This is a genomic window from Phocaeicola vulgatus ATCC 8482 (assembly GCF_000012825.1).
In the GTDB taxonomy this organism is placed as follows: domain Bacteria; phylum Bacteroidota; class Bacteroidia; order Bacteroidales; family Bacteroidaceae; genus Phocaeicola; species Phocaeicola vulgatus.
In genome coordinates, this window is the sequence record NC_009614.1 from 1,595,546 (window position 1) to 1,617,320 (window position 21,775).

The following is a 21,775-nucleotide window of genomic DNA, read 5'->3' on the forward strand; positions in this document are numbered from 1 at the left end:
CGGAATTCATTTTGTTTGCGCCATTTATAACGGTTGTAATGTTGTGCTTTCTATTGAAATATCCTATGACAAAATGATGAAGAATTTATGAATAAATCAATCATGGTAAATAATTGGTTATCAACACTTAATAAGTAAATGAAGAATTTGAAGGAAATAATCAGCCAACTGGATACTGTAACTCCTTGTGTTTTGAATCCGTTGTTTTTACGCCACAAATCTTCTGGTCCATTTGCATGCATACATCCCTCTGGCCACCAGGTAGCTGATGAGAAAGGCTGTTACGGCCATGCAAATAATGTGTATTATGGCAGGAATCCCCTGAGGCAACAGCGAGGCGAACAAGTCATATCCCATTTGCACGAAGACGAAATGACACAGATAAATGCCGAAGGTCATGGATGCCACTTTTGAAAGAACAGGCGAAGAAGGTATTTTAAGCTTCTGTATGCAGACAAAAACAGGAAATGTCATCATAAATACATTGATGCCGCCGAAAAGCCATACTATTTCCAGATAGGCGTAGTTTCCCGGAAAATATTCCTGCATGATGAGGTAGCCGCCGAAAGTGATGGCGTACCCTGTCACAAACATAGGGATACCGATAGCCAGGGTTTTTCTCCAACTCCATTGCAGCGGGTATTTTACCAGATAATGGGCCAGTATCAGATAGCCGATAAATCCGGAAACATAATAAAATGAACCGAATGCATTCCAGTCGCACACTCCCAGGATATCCATATTGCCCCAGTTGCCGATATATCCCAGTGCGGGAGCGGCCATCTTTATGTAGGGAAGGAACAAGGAGATGCCCCAGATGGAAAGAAATAGCTTGATATCTTTCCGGGTAGCACGCTCCAGCCATGCATGGAAGATGGGGATGATGAAGTAGAGCCCCACCAGCATATACAGATACCACAGAGGAGTGGTGTCATAGTTGAAATTGAAAATGAATGTCCAAATCTTCGTGATAGTCATTTCCAGGGTGAAGGCGGACATGTCTATGGTAGGATTGTCTGTCGTGGTGATGTAATTCAGATAAATGAAATACAATACAGGCAGCATGACCGACCAGAAGATAAGCGGGACAACAATGCGGCCGATCCGCTTTTTGTAAAATTCACTCATGCCGTTTCGTACAGGAAACAGCAGCACTCCTGTCATCATCACAAACAAGGGTACGCAACAGCGTACGGCACTTCCCAATGCGCACCCTTGCAGAAAAGTAGGACGGTCTGTGTCAAAACGTGCCACAAAAGGGTCACAGCAATGGGCGAATACAACTAAAAAACAGGCGGTGACGCGTAGCAAGTCTATCCATCCGATGTTCTCTCTTTTATTTATTTCCATATTCTCTGTTGGGCTTATTTTTGTTCAAGCACCACTACTAAGGGACGGTGATCTGATGCTACCGGTTCATTTACTACCTGTGCGGAGGTTACTGTGAAGCCTTTCATGTTCTGTTTCAGTGCTGTAATATAATCAATGGTTTCTGTAGGGGCGGGAGCCGGAAATGTATGCTGGTTTACGTCAGAAAGTATCTGAAAATCCTGTTGCAAGTATTTTATGAATGCGGATTCGGGTTCGGCATTCAGGTCGCCGGCCAGGAAAAAAGGTTTTTTGTGAGCGGCGGCAAAGTCTTTTATAAGCTCCAGTGAGGCCATGCGGTCTTCTTCGGTGAGAGACAGATGGGTGCAACAATAAATGTAGTTGTCGAACTCTGCCATAATCAACGCACGTGCTTCTTCCCGTCCGGGAAGTGTCATGGTTTTCAGGCTGACGGGAATTTCTTTGGTGAGAAGTCCGATACCATATTTTCCTCCGTCGTAATCAATGGCAGGGGCAAAGTAAGCGTGCATTTGCGTACGTCCGGCTATTTCGCCCAGTACGTATTTTTGTCCGCTGCGGTGGGTCATGCTGTCCAGTTCCTGCAAGGCTACCACTTCGGGGTGGATATGATTGATTACATCGGCTATGCGTTGGAAGTCGCATACATCATCCATTCCGTTTGCATTTTTAATGTTATAGGTCATTAGCCGTAACGAATTTTGTGATTGTGCCGACAGGGCTAAAAGAAGGGTAAAAAGTAAGAGCAATGTCTTTTTCATATATTCATCAGGTTTTGATTGTTTAAATTCTCTCCAAAGATAGATAAATTCATTCTTTTTTTCTTTGCCCTCAAAGATAAAAAACAAGAGAAAGTTTTTATCAGAAAGGAAATGTTTCTGTTCAACAACTTGCCGGGGCTTTATTTCTTTCCTGCCGGAGAAGCCTGTGTCATACGGATACTGCTTACCACGCCTGCGGCAATGGCAAAGAATATGGCTAATAACAAACAAGCCTGCGCCCGATGTCCTTCGGCAAACATACGGAACAACAAAGCAACCAGTGTGGTTCCCAAAGTCTGACCTAACAGACGCGCCGTACCTAGCATACCGCTGGCTCCACCGCTTCTGTGAGTGGGAGCGGAAGAAACAATGGTTACATTATTGGGCGTCTGGAACAGCCCGAAGCCCATACCACAGAGTGCCATTCGCCAGATGATATTCCATTCTGCCGGATGGGGGGGAAGCAAATAGAGTGTGAATAGGCCGGTAGCGAAGATGGCCATGCCGATGCCTCCCAGCAATCCGGGATGTACTTTCTCTACCAGTCTGCCTGCAAGTGGTGCGGTCAGGATGGTAGCCAATGGCCAGGGGGTAAGTAGCAAACCGATCTGTACGGCGCTGTATCCCAATATATTCTGCATAAAAAACGGTAAGGAAACCATAGCCAGCATCTGGGCGGTGAATGAGGTGATGGAAGTACCGATAGAAAGAGCGAAAATAGGAATCTTCAGTAAGTCCACAGGTAGGATAGGGGTCGTTTCCTTCAGTTGGCGGCGGATGAAATAAGTGCCGATTATGATTAACAAAACCAACTGGATGGCAATGAACTTTCTGTTTTCGGCGTGTGCAAAACCTTCCAAGGTATAAATTAACAACCCGAAGGTCAGTGCGTTGGCTATTGCACTGATTTTATCAAACTTGTGTTTTGTGTCTGAAGCCGGATTATGCGGTAAGAACCGATGTCCGATCACTAATGCAGCCAATCCCAAAGGAATGTTGATTACAAAAAGCCAGTGCCAGCTTCCCAATGCTAAGATACTGCCTGCAATGGATGGACCTGCGGCGGCCGAAACAGCTACCACCATGGCATTTACGCCCATTCCGCGCCCTAGTATCTGCGGCGGGTAAATTAAACGGATAAGGGCGGTATTGACACTCATTACACAGGCCGCCCCGAAACCTTGAATGATACGGGAGACAGTCAGCATCCAGAAAGAGTCCGAGAGGGCGCAGGCCAAAGAGGCGCCTGCAAAAATGGAGATGCCGGTCAGAAATATCCGTCTGTAACCGTAAATATCACCTAATGAGGCAAATGATAGCAAGGTCATGGTAATCACCAGTTGATAGGCATTGACAATCCAGATGGCATTGGAAGGGGTGACATCGAAATCGTGTGCCAGCGTGGGTAATGCGATATTCATAATGGTTCCGTCCAGTACGGACATCATGATAGCCAGCAGTACGGCTACCACTGCGAAATATTGTTTAGGTATAAATGCGGTCTTTTCTTTGCTCATGATGCAAAATTAACGGAAATCGGTCAGATTAGGTTTAATTTCTTCTAAATAATTGCTATTCCAATGTTAAAGAACCGGGAATTTATAGAATGGTTAAGGAATAATGCTTATCTTTGCAGCCGTTAAAAACAGTGGAGAGATTTGAGTAGCTTGCAACCACAGAAAAAAATGCTAAAAAATACATTGACTTTCTTATTTACATTTATCTACTCTGATAACTTCCCAAGGTGGTTAACGAATTAACTTTTAATTTTTAATTCTTAATTTTCAATTTAGAATGGGATATTTATTCACATCCGAATCGGTGTCTGAAGGACACCCCGACAAAGTGGCCGATCAAATATCGGACGCTGTGCTTGATAAACTGTTGGCGTTTGACCCCAGTTCGAAAGTAGCTTGCGAAACCCTGGTGACTACCGGACAGGTAGTGCTGGCTGGAGAAGTGAAAACCAAGGCGTATGTAGATTTGCAGCGCATTGCACGTGAAGTGATTAACCGTATCGGTTATACCAAAAGCGAATATATGTTCGAAGGAAACTCCTGCGGCGTATTTTCTGCCATTCACGAACAAAGTGCGGATATCAACCGTGGCGTGGAACGCGAGGACCCTATGAACCAGGGTGCGGGCGACCAGGGAATGATGTTTGGTTATGCTACCAATGAAACGGAAAACTATATGCCGCTGTCACTGGACCTGGCACATAAACTGTTGATGGTACTGGCCGAAATCCGTCGTGAAGGGAAGGTGATGACTTATCTTCGTCCCGACGCCAAGAGCCAGGTTACTATTGAATACGATGATAACGGCAAGCCGGTACGCATTGATACGATTGTGGTTTCTACCCAGCATGACGAGTTTGTAACCCCGGCTGATTCTTCCAAAGAAGCTCAGTTGAAGGCCGACGAAGAGATGTTAGCCAAGATTCGTCAGGATGTGATTGAAATCCTGATGCCACGTGTCATTGCCGGAATTCATAATGAAGAAGTATTGGCTTTGTTCAATGACCGGATAGTTTATCATGTGAACCCTACAGGTAAGTTTGTGATCGGCGGTCCTCATGGAGATACCGGTTTGACCGGCCGTAAGATTATTGTGGATACATACGGTGGAAAAGGTGCTCACGGTGGCGGGGCGTTCTCAGGAAAAGACCCCAGTAAGGTAGACCGTAGTGCTGCCTATGCAGCACGCCATATCGCAAAGAATATGGTTGCTGCCGGTGTTGCCGATGAAATGCTGGTGCAGGTGTCATACGCCATTGGCGTGGCCCGTCCTATCAATATCTACGTAAATACGTACGGTCGCAGCAATGTGAAACTGAGCGACGGAGAGATTGCTAAGAAAATAGACGAACTGTTCGATCTGCGTCCGAAAGCCATTGAAGAGCGTTTGAAACTGCGTAATCCTATTTATGAGGAAACAGCTTCTTACGGTCACATGGGACGTGAGCCGAAAGTGGTGACCAAGACATACGAATCCATGTATCATGAAGCAAAGACGCTGGAAGTGGAACTGTTCACTTGGGAGAAGCTGGATTATGTGGATAAGATAAAGGAAGCGTTCGGTTTGTAAGAAACGGATTCGAATATGGTGATGTATACGGGCGAATTCAATTCGTTCCTGCGGCAATGAGCGTCATTGGCTGGCAGGGGAGGATTGGATCCGCCCGAAAACATAAGGAATTATATGAATGATATAAAGAATGTATGTGTATATAGTGCGTCCAGCACAAAGATAGCGAAGGTGTATTTTGATGTAGCGGAAGAATTAGGACGTCTTCTGGCTGAAAAGAAGATCAATCTGATTAACGGGGCAGGCTGTATCGGCCTGATGGCGGCTACCTCCGATGCAGCATTGGCTGCAGGCGGTACGGTGACGGGGGTAATCCCTCATTTTATGGTGGAGCAGGGGTGGCACCATACAGGGCTGACCCGATTGATTGAGACGGAAACCATGCACGAGCGTAAACGGATGATGGCCGATTTGTCCGATGGTGTCATTGCATTGCCCGGAGGTTGCGGCACATTGGAGGAATTGCTTGAAATCATCACCTGGAAGCAGCTGGGGCTTTATCTTAATCCGATAATCATCTTGAATATCAACGGGTTTTATAATCCTTTGCTTGAAATGCTGCAAAGGGCGGTGGAGGGTAATTTTATGCGTAAAGAGCATGTTGCGATCTGGAAGGTGGCTTCAACAGCCGAAGAAGCGATAAATTTGCTCTATACAACGCCTGTTTGGAACAAGGAAATACGTAAATTTGCAGCGATATGAGTGAAACCTGTCATCCCGGAATAGCGTATATTCTCCAACTTTATACGGAAGAGCAGAGCCGTGTTGATACGGCTTTGACACACAGCGTGTGTCATACGTCCAAGGAAGACGGGATGAGAGGAATGGAGTTGCCCTATCAGCTGCGTTCGGACTGGATGGTGACCTGCGTGCTGTTTCTTTGCTTTATCCTGGTATCATACGTGCTGGCACATGGCAAGAAACATCTTGAACAGCAATTTAAGAATTTTGCTTTGTCTAAAGAGCGTGCCAGTTTGTTTGATGATACTACCGCATCTGATGTGCGTTATACATTGGTGCTGATATTGCAGACCTGTATATTATCCGGTTTTTGTGTGTACGATTATTTTTCGGACCATGACCTGCTCCTTTTTCGTACGGTTCCTCATTGTTTATTGCTAAGTATTTACATTGGTTATGTAGTTTTTTTCTTTGTCATCAAATGGCTTCTTTATAGCTTTGTAAATTGGATTTTCTTTAACAAAACACGCAATATTATTTGGCTGGAATCTTACTTTAATGTTGTAATCGGGGCCGGATTTTTACTTTTCCCAATTGTACTTTTGATTGTGTATTTCGATCTGTCACCGCAAATTGCTCCTTATTTTATCGGTTTTGTTATAATAATTGCTAAAATTCTGCTGTTTTATAAGTGCTTTAGTAACTTTTTCAACAAATTTTATGGCGCTTTCCATTTAATTCTGTACTTTTGTGCCCTTGAAATACTCCCTGATTTTGTTCTGTGGAAAGGGATTATCTTAGCGAACAACATTTTGATTTTAAATTTTTAGTACATTGAAAATAAAAAAAGTCCTCGTATCTCAGCCGAAGCCGACTTCTGAAAAGTCGCCATACTATGATATTGCTGAGAAGTACGGTGTGAAAATTGATTTCCGCCCGTTCATCAAAGTTGAGAGCTTGTCGGCAAAAGAGTTCAGACAGCAAAAAGTCTCTATTCTTGATCATACCGCTGTGATTTTTACATCGCGGCACGCTATCGACCATTTCTTCAATCTGTGTACAGAATTGCGTGTTACTGTGCCCGAAACAATGAAATATTTCTGTACGTCCGAAACCATTGCTTTGTACATTCAGAAATATGTTCAGTATCGTAAGCGTAAAGTGTTCTTCGGCGCGACCGGTAAATTCGCAGATTTGGTGCCTTCTATCGTAAAGCACAACACGGAAAAATATTTGGTGCCGATGTCTGATGTACACAATGATGAGATCAAGACTTTATTGGATAAAAATAAAATTCAGCATACGGAGGTAGTGATGTATCGTACGGTAAGTAATGATTTCACTCCTGAAGAAGAGTTCGATTACGATATGCTGTTGTTTTTCAGTCCTGCAGGAATCAATTCTTTAATGAAGAATTTTCCGGAGTTCGACCAAAAGGAAATTGCGATAGGATGTTTTGGTCCTGCTACTGCTAAAGCGGTAAAGGATGCCGGATTGCGGTTGGATCTGGAAGCTCCTACTGTAGAGGCTCCGTCCATGACTGCGGCATTGGATATGTTTATCCGCGAGCGTAATAAGGATTAATTTTTAGTTTATATCCCAAAACCGGGGGTTTTGTATCAATAAAGTTGTAACTTTGTGATTCGAAACCCTCGGTTTCTTTATTTTAATAAAAGAAAGAAGATTATGGTAGAATATACACTCGGTAAAAAAGAGCGTCTGAATAGTAAGACATTGATTGAGCGTCTTTTTTCAGGTGGAAGCAAGTCTTTTCCGGCTTTTCCGCTACGTGTGGTGTATATGTCGGTAGAGCCTGTGGAGGAAGATATGGCGGCAGCTTCCATTCTGATCAGCGTGCCCAAGAAGCGGTTCAAACGTGCGGTAAAGCGTAATTTGGTGAAACGTCAGGTACGTGAGGCTTATCGGAAGAACAAGCATTTGTTGCTGGATGCGCTGGCTTCCCGGAACAAAAGACTGATTATCGCCTTTATATGGCTGGATAACCATATTCATTCTTCTGCCGAAGTGGAGGAGAAAGTGAAGAAGCTGCTGTTTCATATAGTGGAAAGGCTGGAATGAAAAAGATACTTTCCTATCTGTTGCTGTTGCCTGTTTATTTCTATCGGGGGTACATTTCTCCAATGACTCCTCCTTCATGCCGTTTTGTACCTACCTGTTCGGAATATGCCATCGAGGCTATTAAAAAACATGGTCCTTTCAAGGGATTGTATCTGGCTGTCCGCCGGATATTGCGTTGCCATCCGTGGGGCGGGTCGGGCTATGATCCGGTTCCGTAAAATCTGTTGTCCTTATGTTGCTGGATATTCATACGCATCGCAATGCTGCTGTACCGGGAGAATGCATTTTCAATGTAGAGCCTGCATGGTTTGAACCTGTGGAAGGGTGTTATTATTCTGTAGGCATTCATCCGTGGAAAGTTTTGGAAGCTGGTCCGGAAGATTGGACAACGTTGGAAAAGGCGGTCTGTCATCCCTCTGTTCTGGCGATAGGAGAGGCGGGTTTGGACCGTTTGGGGCCGGCAGATATTCTGTTGCAAAAAGAGGTGTTTGTCCGACAAATTTTATTGAGCGAGTCAGTAGGAAAACCGTTGGTTATTCATTGTGTGAAGGCGTTTAATGAACTGATTGAACTGAAAAAGAAGTATCGTCCGCAGATGCCTTGGGTGGTACATGGTTTCCGTAATAATCTGCATATTGCCTGCCAGCTGATGCAGGAAAACATTTATTTTTCGTTGGGAGAAAGATATCAGCCTGATGTGTTGCGGTACGTGCCTTTAGAATGTTTATTGGCCGAAACGGATGAGAGCACGCAGGATATCCGTATGGTGATAGGACGGATGGCGGAAACGAAGAATGTGGAAGTTTCCTTTCTGTGCGATAGGATAGATGAAAATGCACGGAAAATCTTTTTTCGGCAATAAGAGTTGTTTCTTCAGATAAAGAGTCGTACTTTTGTAGCATTTAAAGTATAAATCAAACATTTAAATAGATAATCATTCGATGAATTTTGTAGAAGAATTAACATGGCGTGGAATGGTGCACACAATGATGCCGGGCACCGAAGAGTTATTGGCTAAAGAACAAGTGACAGCTTATCTGGGTATTGACCCTACGGCTGATTCTCTGCATATCGGCCACTTGTGTGGTGTGATGATGCTACGTCATTTCCAGCGTTGCGGTCATAAGCCGTTGGCATTGGTGGGCGGCGCGACCGGTATGATCGGTGACCCTTCCGGCAAATCGCAGGAGCGCAATTTGCTGACCGAGGAAACATTGCGTCATAATGTGGCTTGCATCAAGAAACAGCTGGCTAAGTTCCTTGACTTTGAGAGCGATGCTCCCAACAAAGCCGAATTGGTGAATAACTATGACTGGATGAAGGATTTTACTTTCCTGGACTTTGCCCGTGAGGTAGGGAAGCACATTACAGTGAATTATATGATGGCTAAGGATTCTGTACAGAAACGTTTGAACGGTGAGGCGCGTGACGGTTTGTCATTTACAGAATTTACTTACCAGTTGTTGCAGGGATACGATTTCTTGCATCTTTATGAAACAAAGGGCTGCAAACTTCAGATGGGTGGTTCGGATCAATGGGGTAATATCACTACCGGGGCCGAGCTGATTCGTCGTACCAATGGCGGTGAAGTGTTTGCATTGACTTGTCCGTTGATTACAAAGGCCGATGGTGGTAAGTTCGGTAAGACTGAGTCTGGTAATATTTGGTTGGACCCCCGTTATACTTCTCCTTACAAGTTCTATCAGTTTTGGTTGAATGTAAGTGACGAGGATGCCGCACGTTATATAAAGATTTTCACTTCGCTGAGTCAGGAAGAAGTGGAAGCATTGACAGCAGAACATGCTGAAGCTCCGCACTTGCGTGTATTGCAGAAGCGTCTGGCTAAGGAAGTAACTGTGATGGTTCATTCGGAAGAAGATTACAATGCTGCTGTTGAGGCATCGGGCATCCTGTTTGGTAACGCCACTTCCGAAGCGTTGAAAAAGCTGGATGAAGACACGTTGCTGGCAGTGTTCGAAGGTGTTCCTCAGTTTGAGGTGTCACGAGATGCATTGGCCGAAGGTGTGAAGGCAGTAGACTTGTTCGTTGATAATGCCGCTGTTTTCGCTTCTAAAGGTGAGATGCGTAAGCTTGTACAGGGCGGTGGCGTTTCATTGAACAAGGAGAAATTAAGTGCCTTTGACCAGGTGATTACGACTGCTGACCTGCTGGATGAAAAATACCTGCTGGTTCAGCGCGGAAAGAAGAACTATTATCTGGTGATTGCCAAATAAGAAAAAAGAGAACTTCTTTTATAAATAAAAAGGGGATATTCAGTAAATGTCCCTACAAACAAAAACCGGAAGAAGAAAACCTGTTGTTTCTCCTTCCGGTTTTGTTTGTATCTTTTCTTTCGTCTTATTTTCCGTCTATCTCTTTCAACAGCTCGTCTACCGCAGCTTTCAATTGTGTGTCTTCACCTTTCACTACTGTTTCCGGTGAATTGGCCACTTTGATATCCGGCTCTAATTGTGAATTTTCCAGATAACTTCCATCCGGCAAGCGATAGCCGATAACAGGAATGCCGAATACCAGTGTCGGATCCTGCAATGTTTCCCAAGATACGCTGGTCATGGTTCCCGGTACAGGCATACCTACCAGTTTGCCTATTTTTTGATGGCTGTATACCCACGGAGTGCCGTGTGCGTTACTGTAGTTGGCTTCACACTGCACCATGATACTCGGCTTGTTCCAACGGCGGCTGGGCATATCGCAAGCTTCACGTCCGCGAACTACCTGTGTAAAGTATTTCTTTCCGCTGAACAGGATCTCAATATCCTCGTGCAAACGTCCTCCGCCATTGAAACGGGTATCGATGACGATACCTTCACGGTTATTGTACTTGCCCAGAATATCCGAATAAACGGAACGGAAGCTGTCATCTCCCATGGATTCAATGTGCACATATCCCAAACGGCCGTTCGACCATTTGTCTACATCGGCTGCCCGTTGTTTTACCCAGCGTGCATAGAGCAGATCGCTCATTACACCATTGCTGACAGGAACAACTACTTCTTCCCAACGTTCTTTGGTCTGCGGGTTATAGAGCGTAACCAGTGTTTTCTTTCTGGCTTTACCGTTCAGCAGAACAGAGTAATCGCTTTCGGGAGTGATTTCCTGACCGTCGATCTTTTCAATGATATTTCCGGCCTTCACTTTGGAACGGGCGTGGTCGAAGGGGCCTTTTTCCACTACTTCAGAAATCAGCAGACCTTTGCCGTTATGATTCCAGTCATACAGTAATCCTAAGGTAGCGGTGGCATCTCCTTTCAGTTGCGGACGGAAACGTCCTCCGGTATGTGAAACGTTCAGTTCACCCAGATATTCGCTCAGTAATTCCGCAAAGTCATAATTATTATCGATATGCGGCAGGAACTTGCGATAGGCTTTGGTCATGGCATCCCAGTCTATTCCGTGCATGTTCAGGTTGTAGAAGCGTTTCTGTTCTTGTTTGTATACATGGTTGAACATATAGTCACGTTCGGCTGCGAGGTCCATTTTCACGTGGGCTTGATAGCTGATGGGCTTCAAACTTTCAGAATCAGTACCCATTTTCTGCATCGTGTTACTGCCTAGCAAAAACAAGTTCTTTCCATCCTTGTCCATTTCCATGTTGGCCCATCCGGCATCCATTTTATGGAGTAACTTGGTATCTTTCTTGCGCAGATTCATTTTCCACAGGTCATAGCCGCCTTCAAAGGCAGAGAGGTAATATAAGGTCTCGCCGTCTTTGGTGATAATGGCGCTCCCCAAATCGGAAGAGTTGGGAGTAAGGCGTACGATGCGGTCCTCTATGTTGTTCAGTTCCACCACAATGTCCTTTACTTTTTCTTCTTTCTTCTCTTCGGATTTTTCTTTGTTATCACCTTTCTTTTTATCGTTTTTCTTGGCTTCGGTTGTGTTCTTTTGTTCTTTTTCCAGTTCTTTCTGCAATTCGTAATCTTCTTTGCTCAGGCGGAATTTGTCGTATGCATCCTGGTTCATAAATACCAGCATCACATCGTTCAGTGATCCCCATGAGGCATGGGCACGCATACCATAACGCTCGGTAATGAATAAAATGGCATTACCATCCAGTACCCAGCGGGGGGAGCCACTGGTATAGCCGCTATTGGTCAGATTGATAATTTTTCCTCCTTGTGCACTTACCATACCTATATCGGAATATGGATCATGCCGGTTTCCGATAAATTCCAATGTGAACCATTTGCCGTCCGGCGACCATGAATAGTCAAAGCCACCGCCGGTACTGAACCAGGTGGAACCGTCAGTGACCTGACGTACCTTTTTGGTTTCCAGATTAATCACCATCAACCGGTTACGGTCTTCTATAAAGGCAAGTTCCTTCCCGTCCGGTGAGAATTGCGGATAGGTACGTTCTGTCTTGTCCGAAGGCAGGAGTACTTCTTCTTCAATGGCAGTCGCATTGGGGAAGTTGGCTTCCTCCTTACGTGCAATCTTGGCCATGTAAAGTTCCCAGTTTCCGTTGCGTTCACTGGCGTACGCCAAAGTACGGTTGTCCGGTGAGAAAGTAAGTCCTGCTTCACGGGCAGGGGTATGTGTGATTTGCTTGGTGGTATTATAATCGGCGGAAGTGACGAATACTTCACCTCGTACAATGAAAGCAACTTGTTTGCCGTCCGGTGATACGGTAGCTGAGGTTGCTCCGTTACTGAAATTCAGATCCGCTATTGTATTTTGGTCATCACGGATGATATCGATTTTGACTTTCTGCGGTTTATCTCCTTGTTTTTGAGTGTATATTTCTCCATCATACGTATAACAGAGAGTGCCGTTGCTGCCCATTGACAGGAAGCGGACCGGATGGGTCTTGAAATGGGTGACCGTTTTCAATGATTGAGGACTACTTATCGGAAAGGAATATACGTTGAATGTACTTCCGTCTCGTTCGCTCAGGAAATAAACGGTTTGCCCGTCGGGCGCAAATACAGGGTTACGGTCTTCGCCTGCATGGGCGGTCAGGTTGGTATGCTTGCCGTTTTCCGAATCATATAACCATACGTCACGGGTGATGGACGAGGTGTGGTGTTTGCGCCATTCGTCTTCAAAACCTTTGCGGTCTTGGTAGAGAAATGTTTTTCCTGATTTGTCAAAGCAGACCATTTCTGCGGGAGTACCCAGCACTTGTTCGGTACGTCCGCCGGTTACCGGGACTTTGTATAGTTCTGTCATGGCCGAGGTAGGGAACAAGGCACTGTTGGCAGGGTCTTGGATAGAGGCCGAGAACAGGATATAGTTGCCGTCGGTGGTGAAGGTTGACGGTATTTCGGAAGCCGAATGGGTGGTAAGACGCCGGGCTGCTCCGCCATCGGCCGACATGACGAACAGGTCGAAATTGCCATTGCGGTCACTGGCGAAGGCAATCTGTTTACTATCCGGTGACCAGATGGGGCTGCACTCGTATGAGGCTTGTGTAGTGAGTTGGGTGGCAGTTCCTCCGTTGGCGGGTACTTTATAGATGTCTCCTTTATAACAGAATGCAATTTCCGTGCCGTCGGGGGAAATTTGCACGTCACGCAGCCATAAAGGTGTAGCTGCATAACTGCTTGCTGCAACAAAGCTTAAAGCAAGGCAAGTTAGAAGTTTTTTCATGTATTTATTTCTTTTAGTTTGTACGCAAAGTTAAGCATTTGCACTTTATTGCAAAAAAAAGTGCGAAAATATTTGGAATATATTGCAGGAAAAACGTATCTTTGCACCGCTTTCTAAGGAAAGCACATAATGATTGGACTATGGTGTAATGGTAGCACAACAGGTTTTGGTTCTGTTTGTCCAAGTTCGAATCTTGGTAGTCCAACAGTTTTCAATCCGAAATGAAACAAAAGCCCGTTAAACATACAGTTTGACGGGCTTTTTCGTATCGGATCATATCCTTTAATATAGTCAATACAAGGAGCAGCAGTAAAAAAACAATCGATGCCGTTAATTAGCGGCTTAGCACATTTACAATTTCCACCACATACATCTTGTGAAAACCACCGTGTGATTCCCCATACCATCGGTCCGTAATGCTCTTGTCGATAAAGTTTCCGGGCTTGATCAGATCGGCATACAGTTTCTTGCATTCAAAAGTCAACCGCGCCTGCTCAAAAGTGATGCTTCCGTTCTCGGTGAACAAGGGCGATAGTCCTGTCGCTTTTACTTTATCCATGTCACGTCCCGATTTGGAACCGCATATCTTATGTATTTCTTTATGCTCTTCACCTAGAAAAGAGAGAGTGAGATAGTCATTTTGCTCTATAAAGTCGAATGTATAACGCTCGGGGCGGATAAAGATAAAGGCTACCGGACGGTTCCATAGAAATCCTGCACCTCCCCAGTTTGCCGTCATGGTGTTGAATTTGTCTTTGGTACCGGCGGTTACCAACATCCATTCCTTGCTGATTGTCTCAAACAGATTGTCAGTCAGTTCGTTTACTTTTATTTCTTTCATTGTTTCCGTATTTTTAGCTAGTACAAAGATATAATTTTTTTCTTTTACTGTTTCAGATTAAATTTGCTAATTATTATCTTTGCGAGAAATATTAATTAAAAAAAGAAAGGACGATACAGTGGCAAATGATGTAGTTTTAACCCCGATGATGAAGCAGTTTTTTGAGTTGAAGGCAAAGCATCCCGATGCGATTATGCTATTCAGGTGCGGGGATTTTTATGAAACTTATTCAGAAGACGCTATTGTTGCCTCAGAGATTTTGGGTATTACGCTGACCAAGCGGGCCAATGGACAGGCAAAGAGCGTAGAAATGGCCGGCTTTCCTTTCCATGCATTGGACACGTATTTGCCCAAGCTGGTACGTGCCGGCAAGCGGGTGGCCATTTGTGACCAATTGGAAGATCCCAAGATGACCAAGAAACTGGTAAAGCGCGGTATCACCGAATTGGTGACTCCGGGTGTAGCCATCAATGACAATGTTCTTTCGTACAAAGAAAATAATTTTCTGGCTGCCGTTCATTTTGGGAAAGCCAGTTGTGGTGTGGCCTTCCTTGATATCTCTACCGGTGAGTTCCTTACCGCAGAGGGGCCTTTTGACTATATAGACAAGTTGTTAAATAATTTCGCCCCCAAAGAGGTGCTTTTCGAACGTGGTAAACGGGGGATGTTTGAAGGAAATTTCGGAAGCAAGTTCTTTACTTTTGAGTTGGATGACTGGGTGTTTAATGAAAGTTCCTCACGCGAGAAGCTGTTGAAGCACTTTGAGACCAAGAACTTAAAAGGTTTCGGGGTGGAGCACCTTAAGAATGGTATTGTAGCTTCGGGAGCTATTTTGCAATACCTCAATATGACGCAGCATTATCAGATCGGCCATATAACTTCTCTTTCCCGTATAGAGGAAGACCGTTATGTGCGGCTGGATAAATTCACGGTACGGAGCTTGGAACTCATAGGTAGCATGAATGAGGGCGGAACCAGTCTGCTGGATGTGATCGACCGCACTATCAGCCCTATGGGAGCCCGTTTGCTAAAACGCTGGGTAGTCTTTCCGTTGAAAGATGAGAAGCCTGTCAATGAGCGTCTGGATGTAGTGGAATACTTCTTCCGCGAGCCGGATTTCAAAGAGTTCATAGAAGAGAAACTACATCTGATAGGAGATTTGGAACGTATTGTTTCGAAAGCTGCCGTAGGACGAATCTCTCCACGCGAGGTGGTGCAACTTAAAGTAGCTTTGCAAGCCATCGAGCCGATTAAGAATGCCTGTTTGAATGCGGATAACGGGAGTCTCCGCCGTATTGGGGAACAACTGAATTTATGTCTGTCTATCCGTGAAAAAATAGCGAAAGAGGTTAAGAATGATCCTCCTTTGCTGGTGAATAAAGGCGGTGTGATAGCAGACGGGGTGAATGCGGAACTGGACGAACTGCGGCAGATAGCTTTTTCCGGCAAGGATTATCTGCTCAAAGTACAGCAACGTGAAAGTGAGCTGACCGGCATTCCCAGCTTGAAAATTGCTTATAACAATGTGTTCGGTTACTATATTGAGGTGCGTAACACGCATAAGGACAAGGTACCTGCCGACTGGATCCGTAAACAGACGCTGGTGAATGCGGAACGCTATATTACTCAGGAACTGAAAGAATACGAAGAAAAGATCTTGGGGGCCGAAGATAAGATTTTAGTGCTTGAAACAAAGCTCTATAACGAATTGGTGGTCGCTTTGGCAGAGTTTATTCCAGCCATTCAGATTAATGCCAGTCAGATTGCCCGATTGGATTGTCTGCTGGCTTTTGCCAATGTGGCGAAAGAGAACAATTATATCCGTCCTGTTGTGGAGGACAGTGAGGTGATTGACATCAGGCAAGGCCGTCATCCTGTCATCGAGAAGCAGCTTCCGGTAGGGGAGAAGTATATTGCCAATGATGTCTTTCTGGACTCGGAAACCCAGCAAATCATTATCATTACCGGTCCCAATATGGCGGGTAAGTCGGCTTTGCTACGCCAGACTGCGCTGATTACCTTGTTGGCGCAGATGGGTAGTTTTGTTCCTGCCGAAAGTGCGCGGATCGGTATGGTGGATAAAATATTCACCCGTGTGGGAGCCAGCGATAACATTTCTGTGGGCGAATCTACCTTTATGGTTGAAATGAATGAGGCGGCAAATATTTTGAACAACCTCTCTAGCCGCAGTTTGGTGCTGTTTGATGAGTTGGGACGGGGAACCTCCACTTATGATGGTATTTCCATTGCTTGGGCTATTGTGGAGCATATTCACGAGCATCCTAAAGCCAAGGCACGTACGTTGTTTGCCACTCATTATCATGAGTTGAACGAGATGGAGAAATCTTTCAAGCGCATCAAGAATTACAATGTATCTGTGAAGGAGATAGATAATAAAGTGATTTTTCTGCGCAAACTGGAACGTGGCGGCAGCGAACATTCTTTCGGTATTCATGTGGCAAAGATGGCAGGTATGCCGAAAAGCATCGTGAAGCGTGCCAATGATATTCTGCATCAACTGGAAACGGACAACCGCCAGCAGGGCATTGCCAAGCCTACGGCTGAGATAGCGTCCGGCCGGAGCGGAATGCAGCTCAGCTTCTTCCAGTTGGATGATCCGGTATTGAGTCAGATACGGGATGAGATTCTGAATTTGGATGTCAATAATCTGACCCCTCTTGAAGCATTGAATAAACTGAATGATATCAAGAAGATAGTAAAAGGCAAATAAATGCCTTCATTTTTCATTAACCGTTAATTACTAACCATTAATCATTATCATGAAACACTTACTAACCTTATGGATGTTGGCCTTGTGTCTGTGTGTTTCGGCCAAGGAAACATGTCCGAAAGTAATTCCCGCCCTGCAAGAGTGGAAGGGGGGAAGTGGAAAACTCGTATTGCCTGCTGAAGGCAGTATTGTTGTAGCTCCTGCCGATGAGGCGGCACTGAAAAGTGTGGCGACTGTGCTGGCACAGGACTTGAAAGATCTGTTGGATTGGAACTACACCATTAGGACCGGGAAACCGGGAAAGAATGATATTTATCTTTCATTGATGAAACCCGACAAACAATTGGGAAAGGAAGGGTATGTGCTGACTGCCGGACGCTATGCCGGTATTGAAGCACCGGCTCGTCAGGGAGTCTTTTGGGGAACCCGGAGTTTGTTGCAGATTCTTTATAATGAAAAAGGACAGTTGCCCAAAGGAGTTGCCCGTGACTGGCCGCAATATCCCAGTCGTGGCTTCATGCTGGATGTGGGCCGTAAGTTCTTCACAATGGATTTCCTGCGGCAATATGTCAAAATACTATCGTTCTATAAACTGAATGAATTCCAGATTCATCTCAATGACAATGGTTTTGTACAGTTCTTTGATAACGACTGGAACAAGACCTATGCTGCTTTCCGCCTGGAGAGTGAGCGTTTTCCGGGGCTGACCGCCAAGGATGGTTCTTATACCAAGAAAGAATTCACCGACCTGCAACGTCTGGGCATGGAATATGGTGTGAATGTGATTCCGGAGATTGATATTCCGGCTCATTCATTGGCCTTTACACATTATAAACCCGAGATAGGCAGTGATAAATATGGAATGGATCATTTGGATTTGTACAAGGAGGAAACCTATCGTTTTGTAGATTCTTTGCTGGATGAGTATCTTTCTGGTGAGAAACCGGTTTTCATAGGTCCCGACGTACATATCGGTACAGACGAGTACAATGCCAAGGAAGCTGAGAAATTCCGCTATTTTACAGACCGGTATCTGAAGTATGTAGAGAAATACGGGAAGAATGTCCGTATGTGGGGAGCACTGCGCTGGTTGAAAGGAAACATTCCGGTGAAAGCGGATAATGTAACTATTAATGCCTGGTCATACGATTGGATTGATCCTAATGCTTCTTTGAAAGACGGATATAAGATTATCAATACGTGTGATGCTTATCTTTATATTGTTCCGGCTGCCGGATATTATCGTGATTTCCTGGACACGAAATGGCTGTATGAGCAATGGCGTGTGGGTAAAGTGAATCCTAAGGAAGAGTTGCCTGAAGGAACTCCGGGACTGTTGGGAGGTATGTTTGCCGTATGGAATGACCATTGTGGTAACGGTGTGTCACAACAGGATGTGCATTTCCGTACATTCCCGGCCGCTCAGGTACTGGCCGAGAAGATGTGGAGAGGGAAGAATGAAATGGTTTCTTACGAGGAATTTGAGGAATTGTGCAAACAGATGCCTGAAGCTCCCGGTGTCAACCTGCTGGGGCGTGTGCAGGGTGAGGTAGTCCTTCCGGGGCAGAATGAAGAACTGTCTTTGAACGGTACGGACAGCATTGCCACTATGTTGCCGGAGGTAGGCTATCCATACGTGGTAGAATTTGAAATAAATCCGGACAAAGACCAAAATATCAACGGTATTTTGTTTAAAGGTCCTCATTCCACCGTATATGCCAATTGGGAAAATAAGGGAAAATTGGCTTTCAGCCGTGACGGCTATACGTTTGTATTCCACGCTGCCACACTGCCTGCCGGAGCATGGACGAAGGTACGCATAGAGGGAGACCACAAAGGTACTACTCTTTACATAAACGGTGAGAAAGCGGAACGTTTGGAAGGACGTGTCAAGCAGTTTTACAACTATACTCATAAACGCAAGGACAAGATGTATATGCAGGAAACTTTGGTGTTTCCCATGCGGCAGATTGGGGATGTGCAGAATGGGTTCAGAGGGAAGTTGCGGAATATAAATTGCACGCAATAAAAGATATTTCTTTCTCTTGCTGTGTAGGGGCAGGTTTTAGACCTGTCCCTATGCCCAATAGGAGTGAAATTTCTCCGAATGTTATCTTTAATAGTGTTATATTGTTTATTATCAAAGTTTTATATGCGGTAAATGTTATCTGTTTTATTTTCATGAAAAGGGCTTTATACCTTACTTTGCATTATTAAACTTAAGCAACAAACCCGATGAAAATAAAACAAATTCTACTTTGCATGCTTTTAGCCTGCTTTATTCTTCCCGCTTCCGCACAGAATAGCTGGGGTATTGTAGGAGGCGGACTTTTTTCTAAATCTCTGTCCAGGGATGCACGCTTCAGCCTGGGCGGTTATGCCGGAGGAATGTATGACGTTCATGTTAAAAACTCATGGTATGTACAACCACAATTATTATTTACTTATGAAGAATTCAGATCCAAGACAAGACTTGGTACCGATTCTTTTTTTAGTAAATTCAATTTGGAGCTTCCTATCCTTGCTTCTTATAATGTTGCTTTGAATAACAAATGGAATTTGCACATCAATGCGGGACCGTATCTGTCCTATGCTATGTTTGGCAGGGATAAATCCATTGATTACGCCTATGGCAACGGAATGCATTCTAGTTTGGGCTGGTGGCATCAGGATTTTCCAGATCATTTTACTTACGGCGGAAGGGCCGGGGTTTCATTGGAATCCGAGCATTTCATTTACACTATCGATGGTAAGTGTTCTCTTCGTAAGAGACCTTTCGGGCGGAGTGTCAGTTTATCGGCCGGTGTAGGATATAAGTTCTGAGTTTTCTGTATCTTTGTCACCGGAGAATAAAAATAGAGTTGCATGTATGTTTATATAAAACAGTTGGGTATTGTTTGCCTTCTATGTTGGCTTGGTCTTTCCTGTACTTTGCAGCGCACGGAACATCCTGCTTTGCGGCAAGCCGGATACTTGATGGAAGAACATTCCGACAGTGCGTTTTCATTATTGAAATCCATCTCTTCCCTAACCGGTATGAGCCCGGAAGACAAGGCCGGTTACGCTTTGCTGCTGGCTGAGGCTGCGGATAAAAATGGTTATTCACTGCTTCCTTGTGACTCATTATTGAATTTTGCTCTCCATGTATATCATGAAGAAGCCAAAGAACATGCCATAGCTCTTCTGTATAAGGGTAAAGTGCAACAGGAAATGGAAAACTATGCCGATGCCCTGAAGAGTTACCGTATGGCGCTTGAAATTCTTTCCGCCTATCCATGCGAATTCTATTGGAAAGGGTTTGTATATAATATGTTGGGTGGGCTGTATGGCAAACAGAACTTGTACGCACAGGCCAAAGATATGTATGTCAAGGCTTGTTATAATGATTCGCTGGCACGGCATAACCGTCATTTCATCAGTTCACTCAGCAATCTGGGGGTAGCTTACATTGGGTATGGAAATATAGACTCCGCTTTTATCTGCCAGCAACGCGCTTTGCAGCTTTCTCTTTCTACTGATAGTTTCCTTTTGCATTCTCTTTATGGAAATATAGGGGATTTATGCGGACGTACAGGACGGAACAGTATAGCTATTATTTGTCTGAAAAGGGCATACGATGCCTGTCGTCTTAGAGAAGACAGCTTGCAGTGTCTTTGGAATCTAGGGGAATTTTATTATAATAACGGGCAGCTTGATTCGGCTCTTTATTATTTGAACCGAAGCAAGGAAGCTGTCGATATTCATATCCGGTATCTCTCTTTCTTTGACTTGTATGCCATAGCCAAGCAGCAGGGAAATGTGGAGAAAGCTTTGGAATATCTGGAAATCAGCACCCAGTTGGAAGATTCTATCTATTCCACCAATGTGGCTACGGAACTGGAGAAGAAGACCTATCGTTGGAATGCCGACGCGCAAGTAAGGAAAGAACAGTTCAAGGCTAAACGGAGGATATACACCATTGCGATGATAGCTGTGGTGTTGCTGCTGGTCATTGTGATTATTTATCAACAGATACTGAAGAACAAGAAGATACAGCAATCCAATTATAAATATCTGTTGCAGAAGCTGAAACAGAACCTGATGGATATGCAGCAGAATATTGCTCAACATGAAGAGGTGATAGCCGAATTGAAACAGAAACAAGAAAGCCGTGTCGAGGAAATAGAAGAGAAGGAACGGGCTATAGAGGCCATGAAGATGGAGAAGGAGAAATTGCGCAACTGGTTGTTCCGGCAAAGTGCCCTCTATACGAAAATAGACAAACTGGCCAACCAGCAAAAGCATCACAAAGAGCGTATTGCAGTGCTCACCAATGCTGAGCAACGCCAACTCAGAGTGATTATAGGACAGATTTATGCTGATTACATAGAGCAACTGCATACCCGGTATCCCAAGTTGAACGAAGATGATGTCCTTTTGCTATGTCTGCAATTGGCGGATTTATCTCCTTTTGCCATCGCTTTATGCTTTGGTAATAATGATGCACAGATTGTAGCGCAACGCAAATATCGTATGAAAAGTAAGATGGAATAACTGTGTGTTACAGAATTTGCATAATGTTTTTTTAATAGATGTTTGTATATCAGGTTATAAAGGCATTTTGCTATCTTTGTGCATAGAAAGCTAAAAGACAAA

Annotated in this window: 17 protein-coding genes and 1 tRNA gene; 13 read left to right on the top strand and 5 right to left on the bottom strand. The window is 44.6% G+C overall.

From position 1 onward, the window contains the following. Positions 1–207: 207 nt before the first annotated feature. The 3 genes from BVU_RS05970 to BVU_RS05980 form a co-directional block, all read right to left on the bottom strand. Complete coding sequence (locus tag BVU_RS05970) at positions 208–1,350, bottom strand: acyltransferase (protein ID WP_011965078.1); 1,143 nt, start codon at positions 1,348–1,350, stop codon at positions 208–210. 14 nt (positions 1,351–1,364) lie between these two features. Next, positions 1,365–2,108: an endonuclease/exonuclease/phosphatase family protein gene (locus BVU_RS05975; RefSeq protein ID WP_011965079.1), complete on the bottom strand. Its 744-nt coding sequence runs from the start codon at positions 2,106–2,108 to the stop codon at positions 1,365–1,367. Between the two features lie 140 nt (positions 2,109–2,248). Next, positions 2,249–3,625: an MFS transporter gene (locus BVU_RS05980; protein ID WP_005849911.1), complete on the bottom strand. Its 1,377-nt coding sequence runs from the start codon at positions 3,623–3,625 to the stop codon at positions 2,249–2,251. A gap of 277 nt (positions 3,626–3,902) precedes the next feature. Here BVU_RS05980 and metK point away from each other — a divergent pair, with 277 nt between their 5' ends. The 8 genes from metK (at position 3,903) to tyrS (ending at position 10,189) form a co-directional block, all read left to right on the top strand. Next, on the top strand, positions 3,903–5,195 hold the full coding sequence (metK, locus tag BVU_RS05985) for a methionine adenosyltransferase (RefSeq protein ID WP_008666460.1): 1,293 nt from the start codon (positions 3,903–3,905) through the stop codon (positions 5,193–5,195). A gap of 114 nt (positions 5,196–5,309) precedes the next feature. Continuing rightward, positions 5,310–5,897, top strand: a complete 588-nt coding sequence (locus tag BVU_RS05990; RefSeq protein ID WP_005843984.1) for a TIGR00730 family Rossman fold protein — start codon at positions 5,310–5,312, stop codon at positions 5,895–5,897. Then, positions 5,894–6,706, top strand: a complete 813-nt coding sequence (locus BVU_RS05995; RefSeq protein WP_005843981.1) for a DUF4271 domain-containing protein — start codon at positions 5,894–5,896, stop codon at positions 6,704–6,706. The genes BVU_RS05990 and BVU_RS05995 overlap by 4 nt, the downstream gene beginning before the upstream one ends. A 4-nt stretch (positions 6,707–6,710) precedes the next feature. Then, positions 6,711–7,460 (top strand): uroporphyrinogen-III synthase, encoded by a 750-nt coding sequence (locus tag BVU_RS06000; RefSeq protein ID WP_005843977.1) that lies wholly within the window; start codon positions 6,711–6,713, stop codon positions 7,458–7,460. A gap of 102 nt (positions 7,461–7,562) precedes the next feature. Then, the gene (gene rnpA, locus BVU_RS06005; protein ID WP_005843974.1) at positions 7,563–7,955 is read left to right on the top strand and encodes a ribonuclease P protein component; all 393 of its coding nucleotides are present in this window, start codon (positions 7,563–7,565) and stop codon (positions 7,953–7,955) included. Continuing rightward, the gene (gene yidD, locus BVU_RS06010; protein WP_005843973.1) at positions 7,952–8,173 is read left to right on the top strand and encodes a membrane protein insertion efficiency factor YidD; all 222 of its coding nucleotides are present in this window, start codon (positions 7,952–7,954) and stop codon (positions 8,171–8,173) included. Before rnpA ends, yidD begins: the two co-directional genes overlap by 4 nt. A gap of 14 nt (positions 8,174–8,187) precedes the next feature. Continuing rightward, positions 8,188–8,817, top strand: a complete 630-nt coding sequence (locus tag BVU_RS06015; protein ID WP_011965080.1) for a TatD family hydrolase — start codon at positions 8,188–8,190, stop codon at positions 8,815–8,817. 79 nt (positions 8,818–8,896) lie between these two features. Then, complete coding sequence (gene tyrS, locus BVU_RS06020) at positions 8,897–10,189, top strand: tyrosine--tRNA ligase (protein ID WP_005843969.1); 1,293 nt, start codon at positions 8,897–8,899, stop codon at positions 10,187–10,189. A gap of 124 nt (positions 10,190–10,313) precedes the next feature. Here tyrS and BVU_RS06025 read toward each other — a convergent pair whose 3' ends face one another. Beyond that, entirely contained in the window at positions 10,314–13,568 is a 3,255-nt protein-coding gene (locus tag BVU_RS06025) for a S41 family peptidase (protein WP_011965081.1), read from the bottom strand. A gap of 134 nt (positions 13,569–13,702) precedes the next feature. On the opposite strand from BVU_RS06025, the gene BVU_RS06030 reads away from it, so the two are divergent. Beyond that, positions 13,703–13,773 (top strand) — tRNA-Gln (locus BVU_RS06030). Between the two features lie 129 nt (positions 13,774–13,902). On the opposite strand, the gene BVU_RS06035 is transcribed toward BVU_RS06030, so the two are convergent. Beyond that, entirely contained in the window at positions 13,903–14,409 is a 507-nt protein-coding gene (locus BVU_RS06035) for a flavin reductase family protein (protein ID WP_005849897.1), read from the bottom strand. Between the two features lie 118 nt (positions 14,410–14,527). Between BVU_RS06035 and mutS the strand changes: the two genes are divergently transcribed. The 4 genes from mutS (at position 14,528) to BVU_RS06055 (ending at position 21,673) form a co-directional block, all read left to right on the top strand. Next, on the top strand, positions 14,528–17,140 hold the full coding sequence (gene mutS / locus BVU_RS06040) for a DNA mismatch repair protein MutS (protein WP_005849895.1): 2,613 nt from the start codon (positions 14,528–14,530) through the stop codon (positions 17,138–17,140). A gap of 49 nt (positions 17,141–17,189) precedes the next feature. Continuing rightward, a complete protein-coding gene (locus tag BVU_RS06045; RefSeq protein ID WP_011965082.1) occupies positions 17,190–19,169 on the top strand; it encodes a family 20 glycosylhydrolase in 1,980 nt (659 codons plus the stop codon). Positions 19,170–19,375: 206 nt separating this feature from the next. Next, positions 19,376–19,963, top strand: a complete 588-nt coding sequence (locus tag BVU_RS06050) for an outer membrane beta-barrel protein (RefSeq protein ID WP_011965083.1) — start codon at positions 19,376–19,378, stop codon at positions 19,961–19,963. A 42-nt stretch (positions 19,964–20,005) separates the two neighbouring features. Then, entirely contained in the window at positions 20,006–21,673 is a 1,668-nt protein-coding gene (locus BVU_RS06055) for a tetratricopeptide repeat protein (protein ID WP_005843956.1), read from the top strand. Positions 21,674–21,775 lie beyond the last annotated feature (102 nt).

Coding starts and splice junctions, on each gene's coding strand:
- BVU_RS05970 (WP_011965078.1), bottom strand. CDS start 1,350: ATGGAAATAAATAAAAGAGAGAACATCGGATGGATAGACTTGCTACGC.
- BVU_RS05975 (WP_011965079.1), bottom strand. CDS start 2,108: ATGAAAAAGACATTGCTCTTACTTTTTACCCTTCTTTTAGCCCTGTCG.
- BVU_RS05980 (WP_005849911.1), bottom strand. CDS start 3,625: ATGAGCAAAGAAAAGACCGCATTTATACCTAAACAATATTTCGCAGTG.
- metK (WP_008666460.1), top strand. CDS start 3,903: ATGGGATATTTATTCACATCCGAATCGGTGTCTGAAGGACACCCCGAC.
- BVU_RS05990 (WP_005843984.1), top strand. CDS start 5,310: ATGAATGATATAAAGAATGTATGTGTATATAGTGCGTCCAGCACAAAG.
- BVU_RS05995 (WP_005843981.1), top strand. CDS start 5,894: ATGAGTGAAACCTGTCATCCCGGAATAGCGTATATTCTCCAACTTTAT.
- rnpA (WP_005843974.1), top strand. CDS start 7,563: ATGGTAGAATATACACTCGGTAAAAAAGAGCGTCTGAATAGTAAGACA.
- yidD (WP_005843973.1), top strand. CDS start 7,952: ATGAAAAAGATACTTTCCTATCTGTTGCTGTTGCCTGTTTATTTCTAT.
- BVU_RS06015 (WP_011965080.1), top strand. CDS start 8,188: ATGTTGCTGGATATTCATACGCATCGCAATGCTGCTGTACCGGGAGAA.
- tyrS (WP_005843969.1), top strand. CDS start 8,897: ATGAATTTTGTAGAAGAATTAACATGGCGTGGAATGGTGCACACAATG.
- BVU_RS06025 (WP_011965081.1), bottom strand. CDS start 13,568: ATGAAAAAACTTCTAACTTGCCTTGCTTTAAGCTTTGTTGCAGCAAGC.
- BVU_RS06035 (WP_005849897.1), bottom strand. CDS start 14,409: ATGAAAGAAATAAAAGTAAACGAACTGACTGACAATCTGTTTGAGACA.
- BVU_RS06045 (WP_011965082.1), top strand. CDS start 17,190: ATGAAACACTTACTAACCTTATGGATGTTGGCCTTGTGTCTGTGTGTT.
- BVU_RS06050 (WP_011965083.1), top strand. CDS start 19,376: ATGAAAATAAAACAAATTCTACTTTGCATGCTTTTAGCCTGCTTTATT.
- BVU_RS06055 (WP_005843956.1), top strand. CDS start 20,006: ATGTATGTTTATATAAAACAGTTGGGTATTGTTTGCCTTCTATGTTGG.